Here is a 23,207-nt window from a genome sequence, read left to right on the forward strand (position 1 = left end):
ACACCCACCGCTGCTCTCACGCCACACTGACAGCGGTAGAACCTCCCGGTGCTACCGTATCCCTCACCCGTCCTGACAAAACACCCTATTGCACCGGTGGGTTCAGAGACGACGGGTGAGGGGTGAGCGATGCGGCGACACGGGGAGCTGCGCGGGAGAGACGACGACACCCCCGACCCGCTGCCGAAGCAGCAGGTCGAGGGTGCGTGGTCAGGCCGCGGACGGCCGCCTGGCGTGTCAGCTGGTGGCAGCCGAGTAGACGGCGTTCTCCGCGGGCTGGACGACGACGAAGCCGGGCCCGTGGAAGGCCAGCTGCACGGACTCACCGGAACCGCGACCGAAGAAGGTGCCGACGCTGACGTCGGTCTTGATCTGCGGGGCCAGTGCCGAGGACCAGCACACAGCGGCTTGCGGGTCGACGAAGGTCGGCTGCTGCGAGCAGTCGAGGACCATGGGCTCGCCCTTGCAGCAGATGGCGGCGGTGCCCTGCCCGGCAAGTTCGAGGTTGAACAGTCCGGACCCGCTGACCATGGCACCGACTCCGCCCTTGATGCGCTTGATCTCCCAATTGAGAGCGTCGTCGAAGGCGAGCAGATTAGCGGTGTTGACGGTCAGCGCGTCCTGTGGTCCTTCGAGCGCCATCATGAAGATGTTCGACGCCTCCCGGGCGAAGAACACTTCACCGTGTCCCTCGACGCGCATGACATTGCCGCCCTCCCCGGTGGCCGCCTTCTTCATGAACTGGCCGACCGACTTCGACCCCTGGTGGGTGAAGTGGACATCTCCCTGGTAGGCGACCATGGCGCCCTTGGTGGCGATCATCGGAGCGTTCGGCGTGACCACCGAACGCAGCATCTTGTTCGACTGGAGCGTCCACCGCTCCTGGTTCTGGATCTCGGCGTTGCGCTTGGAAAACAGTTCGCTTCTCACGGTTCTGGGAGCCTTTCGTTCAAGGAGGACTGCGGTGGTGCGTCGGTGGTCGAGAACCATATTACTGGGCAGAGACCGCAGAACCCCTTCCGTTCGTGTGTCCGTTCCGGAACATGCGACGAGCCCCACGGCACCCGCTGCTCCGACTCTGCGGAGGAGCGGCTGTCGTGGGGCTCTGTACGACCCGACCGGGACTCAGACCGGCTCGGAGGTCCGGCTCGTCCTCGGCTCAGTTCTGTTCGACGAAGCTGATCGCGGCGATGGTGATCTCCTCGCCGGCTTCCTCGGTGCTCAGGGACTTGATACGGCCCGCGGCCCTGAGGTCGCCTTCTGCCGACTTGATCGCGGAGACGACGGAGGCCGGCGCCTGAATGGTCACGGAAGCGACCTCGGTCTTCTGTGAGACCTTGGCCTCGGTCTTCGTGCGGCGGATCTCGGTCAGTGCCGCAGCCACCGCAGCCAGGAGCTCGGGATCGACGGTCGAGCCCGGGTGGCTCAGAGCCTCATCGGCCGGCCACTGTGCACGGTGGACCGAACCGGTGCGCCACCAGGACCAGACCTCTTCGGTGACGAACGGTGTGAAGGGTGCGAAGAGACGGAGCAGCACGTCCAGGGCCGTAGCCAGGGTGACGTGGGCGGACAGCTGATCGTCGGTGCCCGATGAGCCATACGAGCGATCCTTGACGAGTTCGACGTAGTCGTCGGTGAACTCCCAGAAGAAGCTCTCGGTCACACGCAGAGCGTGAGCGTAGTCATAGGCGGCCATATGCGTTCCCGCCTGTGCGACGACACCGGACAGCTTCGCCAGCAGGGCCCGATCGAGGTCGTGGGTGACAGCCCCGAGCTGACCGATGAGACCGGCGTGCACGCCCTGTGCGAGAGCGAACTTCGACGCATTCAGCAGCTTCATGGCCAGACGGCGTCCGATCTGCATCTGCGTGACGTCATAGGCGGTATCAGCGCCGAGCTTCGCACTGGCGGCCCAGTAGCGCACGGCATCCGGGCCGAAGCCGGGCTTCGCCTCGGCGAGGATGTCGGAGGGCACGACCACATTGCCCTTCGACTTCGACATCTTCTTCCGGTCCGGATCGAGGATCCAGCCCGAGAGACCGGCATGTCTCCACGGTGCCGCATCATTGAGCGAGTTCGCCCGGACGACGGTCGAGAACAGCCACGTGCGGATGATGTCGTGGCCCTGTGGGCGCAGGTCGAACGGGAAGACCTTGTCGAAGAACTCTTCGTCCCGCGACCAGCCGCCGAGCAGCTGCGGGGTCAGCGACGACGTCGCCCAGGTGTCGAGCACGTCCGGATCTGCGGTGAACCCGCCGGGCACATCGCGTTGGTCTTCCGTGAACCCGGCAGGAGCCTCGGCGATGGGGTCGCAGGGCAGCGATTCCGGAACGATCGGGTTCTCGTAGTCGGGCTGGCCGTCGGCATCGAGTCGGTACCACAGGGGGATCGGGACGCCGAAGAAGCGCTGCCGGGAGACCAGCCAATCGCCGTTGAGGTTCTCCACCCAGTTCTCGTAGCGGGAGCGCATGTACGCCGGGTGCCATTCGATCTCGCGGCCGCGGGCGATGAGCGCATCCCGCAGCTCGGCCGAACGGCCGCCGTTGCGGATGTACCACTGACGGCTGGTGACGACCTCGAGGGGCTTGTCGCCCTTCTCATAGAACGGGACCGGATGAGTGATCGGCTCGATCTCACCGATGAGGTCACCGGAGTCGACGAGCATCTGCGCAATGTCCTTGCGGGCGGAGAAGGTGGTCTTTCCGGCCAGTGCCTCATAGTTGGCCACAGCGTCGGGCTTCGGCGACTGAGCAATCCACTCGGGCACCTCGAGGTTGAGGCGGCCGCCGCGGTTGATGACCGCGCGGGTCGGCAGATCCAGCTCTCGCCACCAGGTCACGTCGGTGAGGTCGCCGAAGGTGCAGACCATGGCGATGCCCGTGCCCTTATCGGACTTCGCGAGCTCATGGGAGCGGATCTCGACGCTGACGCCGAAGAGCGGTGAGACGACATTGGTGCCGAACAGCGAGGCATAGCGTTCGTCGTCGGGGTGGGCGACGAGCGCCACGACAGCGGGAATGAGCTCAGGGCGGGAGGTGAGGATGATGATCGGCTCCGCCGTGGTGTCGGCCAGGCCGTCGGCGCCTTCGGGGAAGAACTTCACCTTGTGATAGGCACCCTCGCGTTCACGATCTTCGAGTTCGGCCTGCGCGACAGCGGTTCCGAAGGTCACGTCCCACATGGTCGGGGCGTCCTGCGAATAGGCATGGCCGTTCTGCAGGTCGGTGAGGAACGCCCGCTGGCTCACCGCACGAGAATCGTCATCGATAGTGCGGTACGTGTACTTCCAATCCACCGACAGCCCGGTGGAGCGGAAGAGGTCCTCGAACACCTTCTCATCCTCGGCCGAGAGCTTCTCGCACAGCTCGATGAAGTTCTGGCGAGAGACCTTGACGAAGTCGCGCGAATTCTTCGGTGCCTTCTCCGGCGGATGGAAGTCCGGATCGTAGTGCCGGCTGGGATCGCAGGTGACTCCGTAGTAGTTCTGCACCCGTCGTTCGGTGGGCAGGCCGTTGTCATCCCATCCCAGCGGGTAGAACACGTTCTTGCCGGTCATCCGCTGATAGCGGGCGATGATGTCGGTCTGCGTGTACGAGAACACGTGTCCCACGTGCAGCGACCCCGATGCTGTGGGCGGGGGAGTGTCGATCGAGTAGACCTGCTCGCGATCGGTGTCGACGTCGAAGGCGTAGACGTTCTGCTCGCTCCACGCGGCGTCCCATTTGTCCCGCAGGCCCTCGAGGGCCGGTTTGTCAGGCAGGTTCACTGACTCGTGCGTCGAGTCCGAAAAGGCAGGTGTGTTCATAATTGCTGATTTTCTCACTCGGTCCGCGATCGGCCAAACCGGTTCGCGCCTGCAGCCGGGCGAAGCCTCACCGGAGCACAAGCGCTGCACTCTCGCCTGCAGCCGGGCCTCGGCCGGCGGCATGGGAGAGCTCACACCCTGAAAGCGCAGTGAGTCGACTGCGCCGCAGGCAATGACATGATGGACGCATGGCGCCCCTGGACCGAATTCCGACAGAGAATCCGCCGCCCACGTCGACCGCGTGGATGAATCCGGCACGTTCGATCGCGATCATCGCCGTCGTGGCCATCCATTCCCTGGGAACCGTCGTCGAAGAGAACTTCGCAGGAATGGGCCCCGACTGGTGGCTGGCGAACGCCGTCGACTCCGCCTGCCGGTGGTCGGTGCCGGTGTTCATCATGATCTCCGGCGCGCTGGCCCTCGATCCTGACCGGGGCGGCAAGCCGCGCACGTTCCTGTCCAAGCGGGTCTGGCGGATCGGCATCCCTCTCGTGTTCTGGACCATCGTCTATGTTCTGTTCCGCCGTTTCTACCTCCAGCCTGATGACCAGGCATGGAATCCAGGCATCGCGATCCTCACCGGTTCACCCTTCGTCCAGCTCTATTTCCTCTACGTTCTCGGCGGACTGACCCTGCTCACCCCGTTCTTCCGCCTCCTGAGCGTGCACGGCTCCCGCCGTCTGCAGTGGGGGACCGGGCTGATCTTCCTCGGCATCGGCATGACCGACCAGTGGGTGTCGATGATCTTCGACGTCGGCGAAGCCAATATCGCGACTCGGTTCCTGCCGATGGCCGGTTTCTACATCCTCGGGTGGGTGCTGCGCGATATCGTCCTCTCCGCCAGGGGTGCCATCGTGGCCTGGGCGAGCTTCACCATCGCGGCCGCCGGAACCGCCGTCTGGGCCGGTCTGGGACCGGGGGAGAAGCCGTGGATGTTCCCCTACGAATATCTCGCCCCCGGAGTCGTCATCGCCTCCATCGCTGCGTATCTCCTTCTGCATTTCCATATGCGCACTGGATTCGGACCGCTGCACCGGTTCTACCCGTATTCCTTCGGAGTGTTCCTCCTCCATCCGCTCCTGCTCTACCCGGTGCGCAACGCCATGGGCCTGCCGGACACCGTGCCCGGCGTCGTCCTCCACGCCGTGATCATGCCGATCGCCTACGCGCTCGTCTGCGCCGCATTCACCTGGCTGGCCGTGAAGATCCCAGGTCTGCGCGCCGTCTTCGGCGAAGGCGGGTCGCGCAATCCGCACCCCCGACCGAGCACGCCGATGACCCCGGTCGCACCCGACTCGCCCGATCCTGCCCGGAGACGACCTGCCGACAGCGATCTCGGCTCAGACGACACCGATGCCGGACGAGAGCCGACTCCGTAGACTGAGATCCGGACAGGAGATCCCGTCACCGGAATCCCGACTCATCACCCACCGACAGACCCGACAGAGGAGAACTCAGATGGAAACGCTCAGAGCAGTCGTCACAGGAGCCAGTTCCGGAATCGGTGCCGCCGCGGTCAGACAGCTGCGAGATCAGGGCTGGGACGTCGTGGCGGTAGCCCGCCGTGAGGACAAGCTCAAGGCTCTCGCCGAGGAGACCGGAGCCGACTACATCGTCGCCGACCTCACCGATGACGCCGCCGTGGCGTCCATGGCCGAGCAGGTGCTCGCCGGGGGAGTCGTCCACTCCCTCGTGGCCAATGCCGGGGCCGCCTTCGGAACAGACACCGTCGCCGAGGCATCGGTCGACGGGTGGCGCGACATGTTCGATATCAACGTCCTCGGTGTGCTGCGCGTGGTCAAGGCCCTGCTTCCGGCGCTCATCGACTCCGGCCGCGGAGACATCGTGGTCATGTCCTCGACCGCGGGTCATCAGGCCTACGAGGGAGGCGGAGGCTATGTCGCTGCGAAGCACGGCACCCACTCCGTTGCGGCGACCCTGCGACTCGAACTCGCCGGCGAACCCGTGCGCGTCATCGAGATCGCCCCCGGAATGGTCGCCACCGATGAGTTCACCTACAAACGTGTCGGCGGTGACGAAGCGAAGGCCGCGAAGGTCTACGAAGGAGTCGTGAATCCGCTGACCGCGGACGACGTCGCCGATGCCATCGTGTATACGCTCACCCGGCCTCACCACTTCAACGTCGATCTCATGGTCATCAGGCCCATCGCCCAGGCCGCCCAGCACAAGGTCGCCCGCAATCGGGGACTGTGAGCGCTCACGGCTTCTGCCCGCGGCCGCCTCGGGGTTGAACTTCGGCAGTAGCCCGCCGGGTGGTCTCGGGCGGAGTCGACGGTATACGATTGTCTTGCGTCGATCCGGCCATCACCGGGGAGCATCCGGAAGAACGGAACCAGCGTCCTGATCGCTGCGTTCTCAGTAGACCCGGACGGGTGGACCCGTCATCGTCTTAGTCAATGAGCGATCCTCAGACTGACCTCAACGGCCAGACCTGCGGATAAGCGAGGTGGTACCGCGGCAGACTGTCGTCCTCGTGACAGTGACCGCAGTGACCCAGAAGGACGCTCATGACTCAGCCTCTCTATCCCAAGGTGTCGACCTCGACGTTCGGCCTCTCGTCGTCCCCGAACTTCCCTGCCATCGAAGACGCTGTGCTGCGCTATTGGCAGGAGGACGACACTTTCAAGGAGTCGATCGCCCAGCGCGACGCCGGTGTCAACGGCGAGAACGAGTTCGTCTTCTACGACGGCCCGCCCTTCGCCAACGGCCTGCCGCACTACGGCCACCTGCTCACCGGCTACGTCAAAGACGTCGTCCCGCGCTTCCAGACGATGCGGGGCAAGAAGGTCGACCGCCGGTTCGGCTGGGACACCCACGGTCTGCCGGCCGAGCTCGAAGCCGAACGTCAGCTGGGCATCACAGACAAGTCCGAGATCGGCCGCATGGGTCTGGCCGCTTTCAACGACGCCTGCCGCTCCTCGGTGCTGCGCTACACCCAGGAGTGGGAAGAGTACGTGACCCGTCAGGGTCGGTGGGTCGATTTCGACAACGACTACAAGACGCTCAATGTCGAATACATGGAAAGCGTCATCTGGGCGTTCAAACAGCTGTGGGACAAGGGCCTCGTCTACGAGGGCTATCGCGTGCTTCCCTACTGCTGGAAGGACGAGACGCCGCTGTCGAACCATGAGCTGCGCATGGACGATGACGTGTACAAGATGCGTCAGGATCCGGCCGTGACCATCGGCTACAAGCTCAAGGACTCCGACGAATGGGTCCTGATCTGGACCACGACGCCATGGACGGTTCCGTCGAACCAGGCAGTGGCCGTCAACCCGGAGATCCCGCTCGTCGCGGTCGTTCCCGGAGAAGACGGAGCAGAAGAGCTCCAGGGCAAGACGCTCATCCTCGCCGAGGCGCGGCTCGGCGCCTACGCCCGTGAGCTCGGTGCCGAACCCCAGGTTCTGCGCACCTTCCCCGGCAGCGAACTCGTCGGCGCCGCCTATGAACCTGCCTTCCCCTACTTCGAGGACCGGCAGGACGAATTCGGCGAGAGGATGCACACGATCCTTGCTGCGGACTTCGTCACCGTCGACGACGGCACCGGAATCGTCCACCAGTCGCCGGCCTTCGGTGAAGAGGACAAGGAGCTCACCGACTCCTTCGGAATCACCGCCGCCCGTCCGGTCGACGACGCCGGTCGCTTCGACACGACCGTTGCCGACTACGCCGGGCAGCAGGTCTTCGACGCGAACAAGGCGATCATCAAGGACCTGCGCAACCACACAGGACCGATGGAGTCGCGGAATGCGCTGCTGGTCCGCCACGAGTCCTACGAACACTCCTACCCCCACTGCTGGCGCTGCCGGAATCCGTTGATCTACCGTGCCGTGTCGTCCTGGTTCGTCCGCGTCACCGAGTTCAAGGACCGCATGGTCGAACTCAACGAGCAGATCAACTGGGTGCCCGACAACGTCAAGCACGGACAGTTCGGCAAATGGCTCGAAAACGCCCGCGACTGGTCGATCTCCCGCAACCGCTTCTGGGGTTCGCCGATCCCGGTGTGGATCTCCTCCGACCCGGCCTACCCGCGCACCGATGTCTACGGTTCTCTGACCGAGATCGAAGCCGATTTCGGACGTCTGCCGCGCAACGACTCCGGCGAGGTCGACCTCCACCGCCCGTGGGTCGACGACCTCACCCGCCCGAACCCGGACGACCCCACGGGCAATTCCGTGATGCAGCGCATCCCGGAGATCTTCGACGTCTGGTTCGACTCCGGCTCGATGAGCTACGCCCAGGTGCACTACCCGTTCGAGAACTCCGAATGGTTCGACTACCATTTCCCGGCCGACTTCATCGTCGAATACGTGGGACAGACCCGCGGCTGGTTCTACCTTCTGCACGTCCTGGCCACAGCGATCTTCGACCGGCCCGCATTCACCAACTGCATCTCCCACGGCATCGTCTTGGGCTCCGACGGGCAGAAGATGTCGAAGTCTCTGCGCAACTACCCCGATGTCAACGAAGTCTTCAACCGCGACGGCTCGGATGCCATGCGCTGGTTCCTCATGGCTTCGTCCATCCTGCGCGGCGGCAACCTCGTCGTCACCGAACAGGGCATCCGCGACGGTGTCCGCCAGGTCGTGCTCCCGCTGTGGAACACATGGCAGTTCTTCGCCACCTACTCCAACGCGGCCGACGGTCCGGCGGGGGAGAAGACCGGCTACCAGGCACAGTCCCGCTACGACTCGTCTCAGGTCCTCGACCGGTACCTGCTGGCCAAGACGCACGACCTCATCAGCGAATTCGCCGAGGCGATGGACAACCTGGACATCTGGGCGGCATGCGAACTCGTCCGCAGCTACCTCGACATGCTCACGAACTGGTACGTGCGCCGTTCGCGCCGCCGGTTCTGGGACGGTGGTGCCGAGACGCACGAGTCCTTCGACGTGTTCTACACCTGCCTGGAGGCCTTCTGCCGAGTGGCTGCACCCCTGCTGCCGTTCACGGTCGAAGAGATCTACCGGGGTCTGACCGGGCAACGGTCGGTGCACTTGGCCGACTATCCGGATGCCGATGTCTTCCCCGCTGACGCCGACCTCGTCGCGGCCATGGATCTCACCCGCGATATCTGCTCTACGGCCTCCTCGGTGCGCAAGGCCAATCAGCTGCGCGTGCGTCTGCCGCTGTCGCAGCTGACCGTCGCCACCGACACGGACCTGAGCTCCGATTTCACCGAGATCATCGCCGATGAGCTCAATGTGCGAACCGTCGAGGTCCTCGACGTCGCCGAGGCGGAGGCCGCCGGATTCTCCCTGTCGCAGAATCTCGTCGTCAACGCCCGTGCCGCGGGGCCCCGTCTGGGCAAGCAGGTCCAGCAGGTCATCAAGGCCTCGAAGACCGGAGACTGGTCCGTTGCCGACGGCACCGTCATCAGCGGCGGAATCGAGCTCGTCGACGGCGAATACACCCTCGAATCGGTCGCCGAGTCCGGCACCGAAGGCATGGAGCTCGCAGCTCTCGACTCCGGCTTCCTCGCCCTCGATACGCGAGTCACCCCGGAACTCGAAGCCGAAGGCATGGCCCGAGATGCCGTGCGTGCCATCCAGGGCATCCGCAAGCAGCTCGACCTCGACATCTCCGACCGGATCGCCGTCACCGTCGAAGCCGGCCCCGAGGCGGTCGCCGCCCTCGAACCCCACGCCGACCTCATCGCCGGCGAGACACTGACGACGTCGCTGGCCTTCGGCCCGGCCGAGTCCGACGCCGCGGTCTTCAGTCCCGAAGAGCTTCCCGGCGGCACCCGTCTGGCGGTGAAGCGCGCATGAGCGACGACACCTCAGCCGAGGATCCGCTGACTGCAGCCGAGGAGCTGCTGGCCGCTGTCGAAGCTCCGCAGTCCGGTGACGAAACGGAGCCGGAGCCCGTCCCGGAGCCGGTCGTCGATGAGGCCACTCGCGCCGAACTCGCCCGCGTCTACGCTCTGCTGCTGGCCCGGGCGGGGGAGACCCAGGTCGAACTGCGCCTCGACGCGACCCGGCGGGCATGTGAGATCCTCGGCGATGTCCACACCGCGGCCCCGACGATCACGATCACGGGAACCAACGGGAAGACCTCGACGGCGCGGATGATCGATTCGCTCATCACCGCTCACGAGCTCCGAGTCGGCCGGTTCACCAGCCCTCACCTGCATTCGGTGACGGAACGGATCTCCGTGGACGGTGCCCCCGTGTCGGCTCACACCTTCGTGCGCATCTATGACGAGATCGCCCCGTATCTCGAGATCGTCGATGCCCAGCTCGAGGCCGAAGGCCGTGCGACGCTGACCTACTTCGAAGCGCTGACCGTCCTGGCCTTCGCTGTGTTCGCCGATGCCCCCGTGGATGTCGTCGTCACCGAGGTCGGCATGGGCGGAGCCTGGGATTCGACGAACGTCGCCGATGCTCAGGTGTGCGTCTTCACGAAGATCGGACTCGATCATCAGGCGTTCCTCGGCGACACCATCGAGGAGATCGCCGCAACCAAAGCCGGCATCCTCGATCGCAGCGTCGCAGACAGCCCGGCCCCGGACCCCGTCGCCGTGTCTGCCGTCCAGGACGAAGCCGCCCAGGCCGTCCTCGATGAGGAAGCCGCTCGTCGCGGGGCTCCGTTGGCCGCAGAGGACCGGGACTTCCGTCTCCTCGATCGGCAGCGAGCCGTCGACGGTCAGCTCATCACCGTGCAGGGCCGCAGGGACATCTACTCCGACCTGTTCCTTCCCCTGCACGGCATCCACCAAGCTCACAATGCCGCGGTCGCGATCGTCGCAGCCGAAGCCTTCCTCGGCGCCGAAGACAAGCCGCTCGACCAGGAGACCGTGGCCGAGGGGCTGGCCCGGGTGTCCTCGCCGGGCCGTGCCGAGCTCGTGCGCACCGGGCCCAGCGTCGTCGTCGACGGCGCCCACAACCCGGATGCCGCCCATGTGCTCGCTGAGACCCTCACCGAGGCGTTCGACTTCGACTACGTCGTCATAGTGCTGGCGATGCTGGCCGACAAGGACAGCGACGGTGTCATCGAAGAGCTTCACCGCAGCGCCGATGTGTTCGTCGTCAGCGAGAATCTCAACTCCCGGTCGCTGCCGGCAGGCGAGCTCGCCGAGGCGGTCAGGGAATGGGTCGACGAGGATTCGGTCATCGTCGCCTCCGATCTCAATGCCGCCCTGATGAAGGCCATCGACTTGGCCAACAGCGTCGACGCGAAGAGCCCCGGGATCGTCGTCACAGGTTCCATCTATACAGTGGCCGAGGCCCGTCTGCTCCTCGGACGGGGGGAGGAGCAGTGAAATCGAAGTATCCCGTCCTGTGCGGATCGATCCTCATCTGCGAACTCGTCGTCGTCTACTTCGCCGTGCTCACGACATTCGGCCTGTCGGTGAAGTCTGCGCAGACCCTGACCCTGGCCCAGCTGCTCATCGGAGCCTCGATCGTCGCTGTGCTGGCGATCATCGCCGTCATCCTGTTGCCGCGTCGGATCGGTGAGAGACGCCCCGGCGTGATCATCGGCTGGGTCGTCCAGGGACTGCTGCTGGCCTCCGGCTTCGTGCTCACCTCGATGTTCTTCGTCGCAGCTCTCTTCATCGCACTGTGGGCAGTGGCCGTCTACTGGTCGGCGCGCATCGATCGTGAGGTCGCAGCGCGGGGCTGACCTGTGAGGGCGCCGAGGCGAGCACCGCCTGGGCGCCCGGGTAGACTGTCCACCGACGTCCACACGCAATCGGAAGGACCGGAATGGAACGTACGCTCATCCTCATCAAACCCGACGGAGTCGCTCGCGGACTCGTCGGACAGATCGTGGCCCGCATCGAAGCCAAGGGCTATGCGATCGACGCCTTGGATCTCCGTTCGGCCACCGCCGCCGAACTGGCAGCCCATTACGCCGAGCACGAAGGCAAGCCCTTCTATCAGCCGCTGGTCGACTTCATGTCCGAGGGACCGATCGTCTCGATCATCGCCTCCGGACACGGTGTCATCCCCGGCTTCCGGTCGCTGGCAGGAGCCACCGACCCGACGGCTGCGGCTCCCGGCACGATCCGCGGCGACCTCGGCCGCGACTGGGGTGAGAACGTGCAGAAGAACCTCGTCCACGGTTCCGACTCGACCGAATCGGCCGAACGCGAGATCGGGATCTGGTACCCGGCCGACGACTGACGGCCGGGCGAAGTTCGCGCACGGCCGAAATCCGAGCCGCGCCGGTCGGATGCAGTGAGGGCGCCCCACCAGTCGGTAGGGCGCCCTCACTGATTTCACACATCGAGACCACGCCGGCATCTGCCGGCTCGGATCCCGATTGCGTGCGTCTTATCAGAGCAGATTGGAGAAGAACGCCCAGAACTGTACGACGATGCACGCGAAGATGATGAGCATCCACAGCACGGACAGGGCGATGTTCTCCTTGGCCAGGACCCTCAGCACCGCATTGTCGGCTGTCCGGCGGCCGAAGACTCCGGTGAGGAGATTGCGGGCAGTGACGGCCATGAACATCGGGATCGTCACGGTCCACACGATGATGCACCACGGGCAGCCGACTCCGATCTTGTATATCGAGACATAGAAGAGGAACATCACCAGCGCCACGCCGCAGCCCAGCCCGATGTTCAGCCCCATCATCACCCACCGGGGCAGGCGGGTCCCGGACAGAATGAGCACTCCGAGCAGCAGTGGGATGACGAAGGCCGCGATGCCCATGAGCTGATTGGGAAAGCCCAGAAGCTCTGCTTCGGCATGTTCCATGACCGAACCGCACGAGAAGAAGGGGTTGAGGTCGCAGGAGAGCACGACGTCGGGATTCGCGAGCTTGTCGTATTTCTCCGCCGACAGCGAGAACGAGGCGAGGAAGCCGATGACCGAGGCGATGATGAGGAAGATCCCGAACGGAGCGGATCTGACCACCCACGACGAGGTGGTGCCGGCGGTCTGACGATCATCGGGAGGAGTCAATGTGGTGTTCACCCCTCAAGAATGCCTCGCCGTGTCCAGCGCAGCAAACCCCGTACCACGAGAAACCTCAGCGCAGAAGCACTTCTGTGACATAATGGTCTGACGGATACCTGTTCTCACACCGAACAGGAGAAGTGCCTCCACCGAGTCGAGGGTATGACCTCGCAGGTCGACAACAAGATGAGGCAGCACGGAGGGCCTACGCGCTGAGCGCGAGCCTCACGTGCCATCCACAGGTTTCGGTCCATCGCGGACCATGCAAGGATCCGAAGATTCGTACGGTGTGGACGGAGTCTTCGGACAGGGAGATACGATGAACGATACGTCGAACGACGGTACAGAGTCGACAGATCCGACCGAAGGCATTCTCGCGGACCTCGCGAATCTGCAGCAGACGGTCAGTGCCAAGAACGCCGAACACGATGATGTCGACGACACCGTGCGTGCACGTCTCGATGACATCGCCGAGGCAGCCGAATCGTTGCGCATCGGCGATGCCGATGACGACGGCGATGCGGACGAACCCGCCCCTCGCCGAGGCGGGCCGAAGTCAGCACGTGAAGCCGTGGCCAATCGCGGGCTCGTCTTCGAGGAGTTCGTCCGAAGTGACTCGTCTGACGACAGCGACGACGATTCCGATGGCAGCGGGGACTCTGATGACCGGGACTCTGACGACGGGGACTCCGGTCGCGCGCCGGAGACGGCTCAGGCTTCGCCGAGCTTCGACCCGCGCAATCCCTTCGCGGCACCTGCCCCGCCGGTTGCCGCCCCCGAACCCCGCACTGCCCCTGCGGTGCCCTATGACGGCGGCCTGATCTTCCAGGTGCCGAAGGCCGAACATGCCGAGGTCGTCACGATCGAGGACGACTCCGACGCCGACTGGGACGATTCCCGCGACTCCGATGACGACTCCTCGTCCCCACAGGAGAACAGGCAGAACGACAACGATGAGGATGAGTCCGCAGGCGGTCCGCGCCGGCGCCGGGGCGGCCGCGGGCGTCGTTCGCGCAATCGCGATGACTCACACGACGATTCCGCGGACTCCGCCGATGATTCGAAGGATTCCGAGGACGAGACCTCGGATGCCGCCGAAGGGCAGAGTTCGAAGTCGTCGAAGCGAGGATCACGGTCGAACAGACGCGGTTCGAAGCAGAGCTCCGATGCGGACGGCGATGACTCGCAGTCGAAGTCGGATCATAAGGACTCCGACCACAAGGACTCCGACGATTCCCATTCGGACGAAGACGACGATGACTCCGACTCCGGTTCGCGCCGGCGTCGCCGCCGTCGTTCCCGCACTCGCAGCACCGATCGCGACGAGGTCACCTCGCTCAAGGGATCGACCCGGCTCGAGGCCAAGCGCCAGCGGCGCAAGGAGGGGCGCGAGGCCGGACGTCGTCGTCCCATCATCACCGAGGCCGAGTTCCTCGCCCGGCGTGAGTCCGTCGACCGCACCATGCTGGTGCGGGAGAGCGGCGACCAGACACAGCTCGTCGTCGTCGAGGACGGGATCGCAGTCGAGCACTACCTCAAGGAGAACCGTCAGCAGTCATCGCTGATCGGCAACGTCTACCTGGGCAAGGTCCAGAACGTGCTGCCGAGCATGGAAGCGGCGTTCATCGACATCGGCAAGGGCCGCAACGCCGTGCTCTATGCCGGTGAAGTCAACTGGGACGCACTCGGCATGGACGGCAAGGCGCGCCGCATCGAAACCGCGCTGAGTCCCGGTGATGCCGTGCTCGTGCAGGTGACGAAGGATCCGATCGGGCACAAGGGTGCCCGGCTGACCGGTCAGATCTCACTGCCCGGGCGCTTCCTCGTCTACGTGCCCGGCAACTCGATGACCGGAATCTCACGGAAGCTGCCCGACAATGAGCGGGCACGCCTGAAGAAGCTGCTCAAACAGCTCGTCGGCGATTCGAACGGCGTCATCGTGCGCACCGCCGCCGAAGGCGCCACCGACTCCGATCTCTCGCGTGACGTCGAACGTCTCGCCAAGCGGTGGGAGACGATCGAGAAGAAGTCGAAGTCGACGAAGGTGCTGGCGCCGCAGCTGCTCTACAGTGAGCCCGACATGATCGTGCGCATCATCCGAGACGTCTTCAACGAGGACTTCAGTTCGCTCGTCATCGACGGCGACAGTGCATGGGACACGATCCACGAGTACGTCGAATCGGTGGCCCCGGACCTGCTCGAACGCGTCCACAGCTACAACGAGGACGAGGACATCTTCGACCACTACCGGATCGAAGAGCAGATCCAGAAGGCGCTCCAGCGGACGGTGAGTCTGCCCTCGGGAGGGTCCCTCGTCATCGACCGCACAGAAGCGATGACGGTCGTCGACGTCAACACCGGCAAATTCACCGGTTCCGGAGGCAATCTCGAAGAGACGGTGACCCGCAACAACCTCGAAGCCGCCGAGGAGGTCATTCGGCAGATCCGTCTGCGTGACATCGGCGGCATCATCGTCGTCGACTTCATCGACATGGTGCTCGAATCCAACCGGGATCTCGTGGTGCGCCGCCTCGTCGAGTGTCTCGGTCGAGACCGGACGAAGCATCAGGTCGCCGAGGTGACGTCGCTGGGTCTCGTACAGATGACGCGCAAACGCATCGGCACCGGACTCGCCGAATCCCTGGTCAGCGCCGGTGAGGACCTCACCGGGCGAGGACTGCTGCTGCCCGGATCGGAAGAAGACGGTTCGAAGGCTCACCGCGGCAACCGGTCCAATCACGACAACCGCCGTGACCGTAAGCGTCGGAGTGACTCCGGATCGAAGGCCAAGCACAACGAGTCCGAGTCGACCGAGGAGACCGTGTCATCGGATGCGTCCCGGTCGGCCGTCGCCGCGATCGCGAAAGCCACGCTGAAGAAGGACGACACCGAATCGGCCGAGTCGACGACGTCCGACGCTTCTTCTCAGTCTGCCGACTCGTCGAGCAGCGACGAGACCGGCAAATCCCGCTCGCGTTCACGCAACGGTCGCCGCCGGTCCCGTTCGGACCGCAACGACGATTCACAGTCGGAGAAGACCGACGAGAAGTCGAACGCAGATAAGTCGAGCAGCGACGAACAGGCGCCGGCTGCCGAACGGAAGCCTGCGCCCGATACGAAACCGGCCGCCGAAGAGCCGCAGGACCTGCCGCTGATGATCGGCGCGGACAGTGAGACGAAGGTCGCTGCCGCCGCACCGGTCAAGGCCGCTCCGGCGAAGAAGAGCGAATCGGTGAAGAAGTCTCCTGCCCCCAAGCAGGAACAGCTGCCGACCTCGTTCGTCATCATCGGTCAGGACTGACACCTGTCCTTCGCTGAAACGGCAAACGCCCCGTCGACATCCGTCGACGGGGCGCTGTCGTGTTCGGCAGGCGCGGCTCGGACCGGTCAGCCTGCCGACTGCTGATTGCGGGTGGTGCTGATCGTCGGCTGCGCCGCCTGATCACCGCAGAGAACGATCATCAGATTGGACACGAGATCGCTGCGTTCGGACTGCCCGAGCCTGACGATCTGACGTCCTTCGATCTCTTCGATCGCTGTCTCCACCATGCCGACCGCGCCTTCGACGATGAGCTGACGAGCGGCAACAACGGCTGTGGCCTGCTGGCGCTGGAGCATGGCACGCGCGATCTCCGGAGCATAGGCCAATTGGGTGATGCGCGATTCGATGACGGTGACGCCGGCGGCCATGACTCTGGCGGCGACCTCATCGGAGAGTCGCGAGGTGATCTCGTCGGCGTTGTCGCGCAGAGACATGCGGCGTGGATCCGAGGAATCGTAGGCGTAGGAGTTCGCGATGTGCCGAACGGCGGTCTCCGCCTGGATGGCGACGAACTCCTCGAAGTCATCGACCTCGAACATCGCCTGCGCGGTGTCCCTGACCTGCCAGACGACGACGGCGCCGATCTCGATGGGATTGCCGTCGAGATCGTTGACCTTCAGAGTCGAGGTCTCATGATTGCGGATGCGCGTCGAGATCTGGTCCTTCGTATAGAAGGGATTGACGAATCGCAGTCCCGATTGTCTGACCGTGCCGACGTACTTGCCGTAGAGCTGGAGGACGACGGCATGTCCGGGCGCCACCGAGGTGCATCCTCTGAACAGGAACATCGAGGCGATGAAGCACAGCACGGCGACGATGAAGAGGACGACGCCGACGGCGACCTGGGCGAAGCTCATGACGAAGCCGATGATGCCCATGAGCACAGCGGCGAGGAGCAGGGCGATGGCACCGACGATAGCGAAATAGCCCGAGACCCCGCCGGCCGGCTTCTCGCGCACGCGTTCACCGTCGGGGGAGACGATGCGCGTGGGGGCCGAGTTGGGCTGTCCTGGCCCTGAGGGAGGCCGACCGGAGTCCGGCGCCTGCACAGGTGAGCGTCGGGGCCCGCGGGCCGGTGCCGGCGGCAGAGGTGAGCCTTCACCGTGGTGCGGCGGGGCACCGGTGTTCGCTTGAGCTCCAGCGGGCGGACCATACTGTGCCGTCGACTCCGAACCTCCGATCGACCCGGACTGAGCGCCCTGGGACCCATAGTGCCCGTTGGGGTTCGTCACTGCCTCCGCACCGGGGTATGCCGAAGGCTGACCGTGGCCGGATTGGATGTGAGTGCTCGGATCTCCGCTGGGAATCGGGCCTCGATCGGCGGATGAGTTGGGGGTTCGAGGCGGCCGCTGACCTGGTTGCTGAGGGTTCTGAGTCATGTTCCCAGTTTAGGCCAGTTGATGAGACGCGAATCTCAGATGGCCGCAGAGCCCCCTGTTTCGTAACGGTTCGATAACTGAAAGCGTTCCATAAGGTGGAACGCTTGAATGTGACGCAAGTCTCAGTAAGTTGTCACACTATGAACAATCTTCATATCTCAGCAGCGCCGGTCTCTCCGGTCGACGATGCCATCAACTCATGGTTCGATCCGATCGCGACGTGGTTCGGCAGCGTCATCTTCTTTCCGATCACCATCGGATCGATCTCGTTTCCCTTCGTCGTCCTGTGGCTGATCTTCGCGGCCGGGGTCTTCACTGTCTACTTCGGTTTCATCCAAGCTCGAGGGGCGAAGCTGTCGCTCGAGATCATCCGCGGGAAATTCTCCTCGAAGTCCGACCCTGGTGAGGTCACCCACTTCCAAGCCCTCGCCTCTGCACTGTCGGGAACCGTCGGTCTCGGCAATATCGCCGGTGTCGGTGTCGCCATCGCCCTCGGAGGTCCAGGAGCGACCTTCTGGATGATCATCGCCGGTCTCTTGGGCATGTGCACGAAGTTCGTCGAGTGCACCCTCGGAGTGAAATACCGTGAGATCGACGAGAACGGCGTGGTCCACGGCGGACCATTCAAGTACCTCCCTGTGGCCTTCCGCCGCTTCTCCAAGCCGGTGGCAACGGTGCTCACCGGACTGTTCGCCATCGCAATCCTCATCTTCGGCGTCGTCGGCGGCGGCATGTTCCAGGCCAATCAGACCTTTGCCCAGGTCCGCACGGCCACGGGCGGCGACGACGGGTTCCTCGCCGGGCCCTTCGCCTCGCTGATCTTCGGAATCATCTTCGCGGCGCTCGTCGCCCTGGTCATCCTCGGCGGCATCCGTTCGATCGCGAAGGTCACTGACAAGCTCGTCCCCGGGATGGCGATCTTCTACGTCATCTCATGCCTCCTCGTGCTCGGGCTCAACTTCACGAACATCCCGAGCGCCATCGGTGAGATCTTCGCCGGGGCGTTCAACCCGCAGGGTGTGGCCGGCGGCATCGTCGGAGTCATGATCATCGGCTTCCAGCGGTCGGCGTTCTCCAACGAGGCCGGCATCGGCTCGGCACCGATCGCCCATTCGGCGGTCAAGACCCGCCGTCCGATCTCCGAGGGATTCGTTGCACTCCTCGAGCCCTTCATCGATACGGTCGTCGTCTGCACCATGACGGCGCTGACCATCATCGTCGCCAATCAGGCCTCCTACCGAGAGGACCTCGGTGCCGGTGAGATCGGGGGAGTGGCCCTGACCTCGGACGCCTTCTCCACCGTGGCCTCGTGGTACCCGATCCTGCTGGCCATCGCTGTCGCGCTGTTCGCCTTCTCGACCCTCATCACCTGGGCGTACTACGGAGAGCAGGCATGGAGCTACCTGTTCGGCAATGCGAAGGCCAGCGTCACCGTCTTCCGCACACTGGTCTGCCTCTTCGTCGTCGTCGGCTGTGTGGCGACCTTCTCGAAGGTCGTCGAGTTCGCGGATGCCGCACTCTTCATGTGTGCCTTCATCAACATCCTCGGCCTCTACATGCTCATGCCGGTGGTCAAGAAGGAGATGAAGAAGTACCTCGCCGATCGCAGGGCCGGAACGTTGAACGACCCGGACACGGTCGACGCGGTCCCGGTCGACCAGCCCGCCTGAATCTGAGCCACCTCAACCGGACGGGGTCCTCGACCGGAAGAGACCGCCTCGATCAAGGATGCCTGTGCGCCGCGCCCATTCGGACGCGGCGCACAGGCATGCCGGGCCGTCGATAGAATGGGCGCGTGGATGAGAACAGAGACGACAGAACACGCGCAGTCGAACGGCTGCAGGAGCTGCGGGGCAGCATCGACAATATCGATGCCTCCCTCGTCCATCTCCTCGCCGAGCGCTTCAAGCTCACAGAGCGCGTCGGCGAACTCAAGGCCGACCACGGTCTGCCTCCGGCCGACGAGTCCCGGGAGGCCAGGCAGGTCGCCCGGCTGCGAGAGCTCGCCGAGGAGTCCCACCTGGATCCCGAGTTCGCGGAGAAGTTCCTGGCCTTCATCGTCGCCGAGGTCATCCGTCGGCACGAACGCATTGCGGAGTCGCGCGAGAGCTGAGTCGCAGATGCGAGGATCACGCCCTTTCTGCGGATGGACGAGAGATGACTCACAATACGCAGATCGTCCGCCTGCCGATGGGGCGTGGGTTTGCCGATGCTGTGTGCTCTCGATTAGACTTGACCGTCGGTGCGCGTGACGCGCCACGGCTGGTGATTCCTCTCAATGGGATGTCTGCGGGTTCGGCCCGCGGCAGCCAAGGGACAACCGCCGTTCGTTTGTGTTTTAGCAGAAAGAGGGTTCGAGCATGGTCTATGCCATCGTCCGTGCCGGGGGCCACCAGGAAAAGGTGAGCGTCGGCGATATCATCACAGTCAACCGCATGAAGGCGAAGGCTGGAGACAGCGTCGAACTCGATGCCGTACTTCTTGTCGACGGTGAGACGGTCACGACCGATCCCGACGCTCTGGCGAAGGTCTCGGTCAGCGCTGAGGTCGCCGGTGAACTCCGCGGTCCCAAGATTGTGATCCAGAAGTACAAGAACAAGACCGGGTACAAGAAGCGTCAGGGCCACCGCCAGGACCTCACCCGTCTGAAGATCACGAACATCAAGTAAGAGGAGACTTCTCACATGGCAAGCAAAAAGGGAGTCAGCTCGACCCGCAACGGTCGCGACTCGAACCCACAGTACCTCGGCGTGAAGCGCTTCGGCGGCCAGGCCGTCAAGGCCGGCGAGATCATCGTCCGCCAGCGCGGAACCAAGTTCCACCCCGGAGCCAATGTCGGCCGTGGAGGAGACGATACCCTCTTCGCTCTGACAGCCGGAGCCGTGGAATTCGGCACCCGCAACGGTCGCAAGATCGTCAACATCGTCGGAGCCTGATCCTCCCCGGATCCGTTCCGTCGTCAATATGATCTCTCCCTGAGTCAAGGGAGCATGAAGGGTGAGTCGAACGACTCACCCTTCATCTGATATAAGGACATTATGGCCACCGAGTTCGTAGACCGTGTCACCGTTCATCTCGCCGCAGGCGCAGGTGGGAACGGGTGTGCCTCGATCAGGCGTGAGAAGTTCAAACCGCTCGGCGGACCCGACGGCGCCGACGGCGGCAACGGCGGGAACATCATCTTCCGTGTCGACCGCCAGACCACGACCCTGCTTCCCCTCCACCACCGTCCGCACGTGCGTGCCGATGACGGCGGGATCGGCAAGGGCGACCTGAGACACGGCGCCGACGGAAGAGACCTCATCGTCGACGTTCCCGAAGGCACGGTCGTGAAGAACACCAACGGCGATGTCATCGCCGACCTCGTCGATGACGGAACCGAGTTCACCGCTGCCGCCGGAGGCCGCGGCGGTCTGGGCAATGCGGCACTGGCATCGACGAAGCGCAAGGCCCCCGGCTTCGCGCTCCTCGGCGAGCCCGGACAGACGCTGAGCCTGGTGCTCGAACTCAAGACGATCGCCGATATCGCCCTTGTGGGCTACCCATCGGCGGGCAAGTCGAGCCTCATCGCCGCTCTCTCGGCCGCGAAGCCGAAGATCGCCGACTACCCGTTCACCACGCTCGTGCCCAACCTCGGGGTCGTTCAGGCCGGCGAGACGCGTTACACGGTCGCCGACGTTCCGGGGCTCATCCCCGGAGCATCGGAGGGCAAGGGACTCGGCCTCGAGTTCCTCCGCCACGTCGAACGCTGCGCGGGACTCGTCCATGTCATCGACATGGCCACGTGGGAGCCCGGACGCGATCCCGTCTCCGACCTCACGATCATCGAATCCGAACTCGCCGCCTATGCCGTCGACCTCGACGACGGCAGCGGACTCCTCCCGCTGTCCGAGCGACCGAAGCTCGTGGCACTGAACAAGGTCGACATCCCCGACGGACGTGACCTCGCCGATATCGTCCGACCCGACCTCGAGGCTGCCGGCTACCGGGTCTTCGAGATCTCCGCTGTCAGCCATGCCGGCCTGCGGGAACTCTCGTTCGCCATGGCCGAACTCGTGCTCGCCGAGCGGGAGCGCCGCGCCGAGCTGGAAGCGACACCGCAGCGCGTCGTCATCCGTCCGAAAGCCGTCGACGATCGCGGATTCGAAGTCCGTTCCGAACGCAGTGCCGACGGTCCGCTGTTCCGTGTCCTCGGCGACAAGCCTCGGCGATGGGTGCAGCAGACGGACTTCGGCAACGACGAGGCCGTCGGCTACCTCGCCGACCGGCTCGAGCACCTCGGTGTCGAAGAGGCCCTGTTCAAAGCCGGTGCCAAACCTGGTGACACAATCGTCGTCGGCGGAGACGATGGAGTCGTCTTCGACTGGGATCCCACGACCGTCGGCGGTGCCGAGCTGCTGGGCTCGCGTGGATCGGACGCCCGGCTCGACGAGGAATCGCGCGCCACTCGCAAGGAGCGGAAAGCCGCCTATCACGAGAAGATGGATGCGAAGGCCGCGACTCGGGCGGAGTTCGAACAGGAGCGCCTGGCCGAACGTGCACACCGTGAGAGCGCTGACGGTGCACCTGCGACGGAGTCTGCCGAGGGAGCCGGCGAAGAGTGAGCGCCACAGTTCAGTCGGACTCCTCCGCAGCGTCCGTCCGTGAAGATATCGCGCGTGCCCGTCGTGTCGTCGTCAAGGTCGGCTCCTCCTCGCTGACGACCATCGACGGCGGACTCGACGAAGCCAAACTCATCGCCCTGACAGATGTGATCGGTGCCCACCGGTCGGCCGGTCACGAAGTCATCCTCGTCTCCTCCGGTGCGATCGCTGCTGGGCTGGAACCCATGGGACTGAGGAAGCGCCCGAGGGATCTGGCCAGCCAGCAGGCGGCCGCCGGAGTCGGCCAGGGACTGCTCATGGCCGCCTATGCGCGGGCTCTGGGGCGCTACGACCTCGTTCCCGGTCAGGTGCTGCTGAGCGCCGACGACCTCATCCGCCGCACCCAGTACAAGAACGCCCAGCGTGCGATCGACAAACTCCTGGCCCTGGGTACGCTGCCCATCGTCAATGAGAACGACGCTGTGGCGACCGAAGAGATCCGCTTCGGCGACAACGACCGCCTGGCCGCGCTGGTCGCCCACCTCGCCCACGCCGATGCGCTGGTGCTGCTGTCGGATGTCGACGCGCTCTACTCTGGTCCTCCGGATCAGCCCGGCTCTCGGCTGATCGACCGCGTCCACGGTCCACGTGACCTCGACGAACTCGCCATCGGCGGCGTCGGGACCGCCGGCACGGGCACCGGAGGAATGGCCACGAAGGTCGAGGCCGCCATCATGGTCGCCGATTCCGGTATTCCGGCCGTGCTGACCTCGGCACCGCAGGCCGCCTCGGCGCTGGCCGGCGAGAATGTCGGCACGTATTTCACGGTCACACACAAACGTCGGGGCACCCGTCTTCTGTGGCTGCGCCATCTCGCTCGCACCTTCGGCTCGATCACGATCGACCACGGAGCCGAGGCCGCTGTTCTCTCCCGTGGAACCTCCCTGCTCGCGGCCGGTGTCACCGCGTGCAGCGGAGAGTTCGAGGCCGGTGATCCGGTCGAGATCCGCAACCCTGCCGGTGACGTCATCGCTCGCGGTATGTCGAACTTCTCCTCGGCGGAGCTGCCGCTGATGTTCCGGTCCACGACCGAGGAACTTGGCACCCGTCTGGGAAGTGACTACCGTAAAGAGGTCATCCATCGAAACGATCTCGTTCTCACACACGTGAGCGGGGGGAGATAGC

At 64.6% G+C, this 23,207-nt stretch carries 17 protein-coding genes; 13 read left to right on the forward strand and 4 right to left on the reverse strand.

Going from position 1 to position 23,207, the window contains the following annotated elements; translation table 11 throughout:
* Positions 1-237: 237 nt before the first annotated feature.
* Both HF684_RS08455 and valS read right to left on the reverse strand, forming a co-directional pair.
* Positions 238-930, reverse strand: coding sequence for an AIM24 family protein (locus HF684_RS08455; protein ID WP_025776805.1), 693 nt, complete (start codon positions 928-930; stop codon positions 238-240).
* Positions 931-1,159: 229 nt separating this feature from the next.
* Entirely contained in the window at positions 1,160-3,805 is a 2,646-nt protein-coding gene (gene valS, locus HF684_RS08460) for a valine--tRNA ligase (RefSeq protein WP_169252141.1), read from the reverse strand.
* Positions 3,806-3,993: 188 nt separating this feature from the next.
* Between valS and HF684_RS08465 the strand changes: the two genes are divergently transcribed.
* The 6 genes from HF684_RS08465 (at position 3,994) to ndk (ending at position 11,955) form a co-directional block, all read left to right on the forward strand.
* Positions 3,994-5,184: an acyltransferase family protein gene (locus HF684_RS08465; RefSeq protein ID WP_169252142.1), complete on the forward strand. Its 1,191-nt coding sequence runs from the start codon at positions 3,994-3,996 to the stop codon at positions 5,182-5,184.
* Positions 5,185-5,263: 79 nt separating this feature from the next.
* A complete protein-coding gene (locus HF684_RS08470; protein ID WP_169252143.1) occupies positions 5,264-6,019 on the forward strand; it encodes an SDR family oxidoreductase in 756 nt (251 codons plus the stop codon).
* Positions 6,020-6,333: 314 nt separating this feature from the next.
* Positions 6,334-9,597: an isoleucine--tRNA ligase gene (gene ileS, locus HF684_RS08475; RefSeq protein ID WP_169252144.1), complete on the forward strand. Its 3,264-nt coding sequence runs from the start codon at positions 6,334-6,336 to the stop codon at positions 9,595-9,597.
* On the forward strand, positions 9,594-11,090 hold the full coding sequence (locus HF684_RS08480; protein WP_169252145.1) for a folylpolyglutamate synthase/dihydrofolate synthase family protein: 1,497 nt from the start codon (positions 9,594-9,596) through the stop codon (positions 11,088-11,090). The genes ileS and HF684_RS08480 overlap by 4 nt, the downstream gene beginning before the upstream one ends.
* A complete protein-coding gene (locus HF684_RS08485; RefSeq protein WP_025776799.1) occupies positions 11,087-11,452 on the forward strand; it encodes a DUF4233 domain-containing protein in 366 nt (121 codons plus the stop codon). The genes HF684_RS08480 and HF684_RS08485 overlap by 4 nt, the downstream gene beginning before the upstream one ends.
* 83 nt (positions 11,453-11,535) lie before the next feature.
* Entirely contained in the window at positions 11,536-11,955 is a 420-nt protein-coding gene (gene ndk, locus HF684_RS08490) for a nucleoside-diphosphate kinase (protein ID WP_169252146.1), read from the forward strand.
* Positions 11,956-12,108: 153 nt separating this feature from the next.
* On the opposite strand, the gene HF684_RS08495 is transcribed toward ndk, so the two are convergent.
* The gene (locus HF684_RS08495; protein ID WP_169252147.1) at positions 12,109-12,756 is read right to left on the reverse strand and encodes a vitamin K epoxide reductase family protein; all 648 of its coding nucleotides are present in this window, start codon (positions 12,754-12,756) and stop codon (positions 12,109-12,111) included.
* Between the two features lie 301 nt (positions 12,757-13,057).
* Between HF684_RS08495 and HF684_RS08500 the strand changes: the two genes are divergently transcribed.
* The gene (locus tag HF684_RS08500; RefSeq protein ID WP_248279177.1) at positions 13,058-16,039 is read left to right on the forward strand and encodes an Rne/Rng family ribonuclease; all 2,982 of its coding nucleotides are present in this window, start codon (positions 13,058-13,060) and stop codon (positions 16,037-16,039) included.
* A gap of 86 nt (positions 16,040-16,125) precedes the next feature.
* Here the strand turns inward: HF684_RS08500 and HF684_RS08505 are convergent, their stop codons facing one another.
* The gene (locus HF684_RS08505) at positions 16,126-17,292 is read right to left on the reverse strand and encodes an SPFH domain-containing protein (RefSeq protein ID WP_248279178.1); all 1,167 of its coding nucleotides are present in this window, start codon (positions 17,290-17,292) and stop codon (positions 16,126-16,128) included.
* A 287-nt stretch (positions 17,293-17,579) separates the two neighbouring features.
* Here HF684_RS08505 and HF684_RS08510 point away from each other — a divergent pair, with 287 nt between their 5' ends.
* From HF684_RS08510 to proB, 6 genes are all read left to right on the forward strand, one after another.
* Positions 17,580-19,109 (forward strand): alanine/glycine:cation symporter family protein, encoded by a 1,530-nt coding sequence (locus tag HF684_RS08510; protein WP_169252149.1) that lies wholly within the window; start codon positions 17,580-17,582, stop codon positions 19,107-19,109.
* A 125-nt stretch (positions 19,110-19,234) separates the two neighbouring features.
* A complete protein-coding gene (locus HF684_RS08515) occupies positions 19,235-19,552 on the forward strand; it encodes a chorismate mutase (protein WP_167195869.1) in 318 nt (105 codons plus the stop codon).
* 247 nt (positions 19,553-19,799) lie between these two features.
* A complete protein-coding gene (gene rplU / locus HF684_RS08520; RefSeq protein WP_025776790.1) occupies positions 19,800-20,108 on the forward strand; it encodes a 50S ribosomal protein L21 in 309 nt (102 codons plus the stop codon).
* 15 nt (positions 20,109-20,123) lie between these two features.
* Positions 20,124-20,375 (forward strand): 50S ribosomal protein L27, encoded by a 252-nt coding sequence (gene rpmA / locus HF684_RS08525; protein ID WP_025776788.1) that lies wholly within the window; start codon positions 20,124-20,126, stop codon positions 20,373-20,375.
* A 102-nt stretch (positions 20,376-20,477) separates the two neighbouring features.
* A complete protein-coding gene (obgE, locus tag HF684_RS08530) occupies positions 20,478-22,043 on the forward strand; it encodes a GTPase ObgE (RefSeq protein WP_169252150.1) in 1,566 nt (521 codons plus the stop codon).
* Entirely contained in the window at positions 22,040-23,206 is a 1,167-nt protein-coding gene (gene proB, locus HF684_RS08535) for a glutamate 5-kinase (RefSeq protein ID WP_169252151.1), read from the forward strand. Before obgE ends, proB begins: the two co-directional genes overlap by 4 nt.
* Position 23,207 lies beyond the last annotated feature (1 nt).

It is taken from the genome of Brevibacterium sp. 'Marine' (genome assembly GCF_012844365.1).
GTDB lineage: Bacteria > Actinomycetota > Actinomycetes > Actinomycetales > Brevibacteriaceae > Brevibacterium.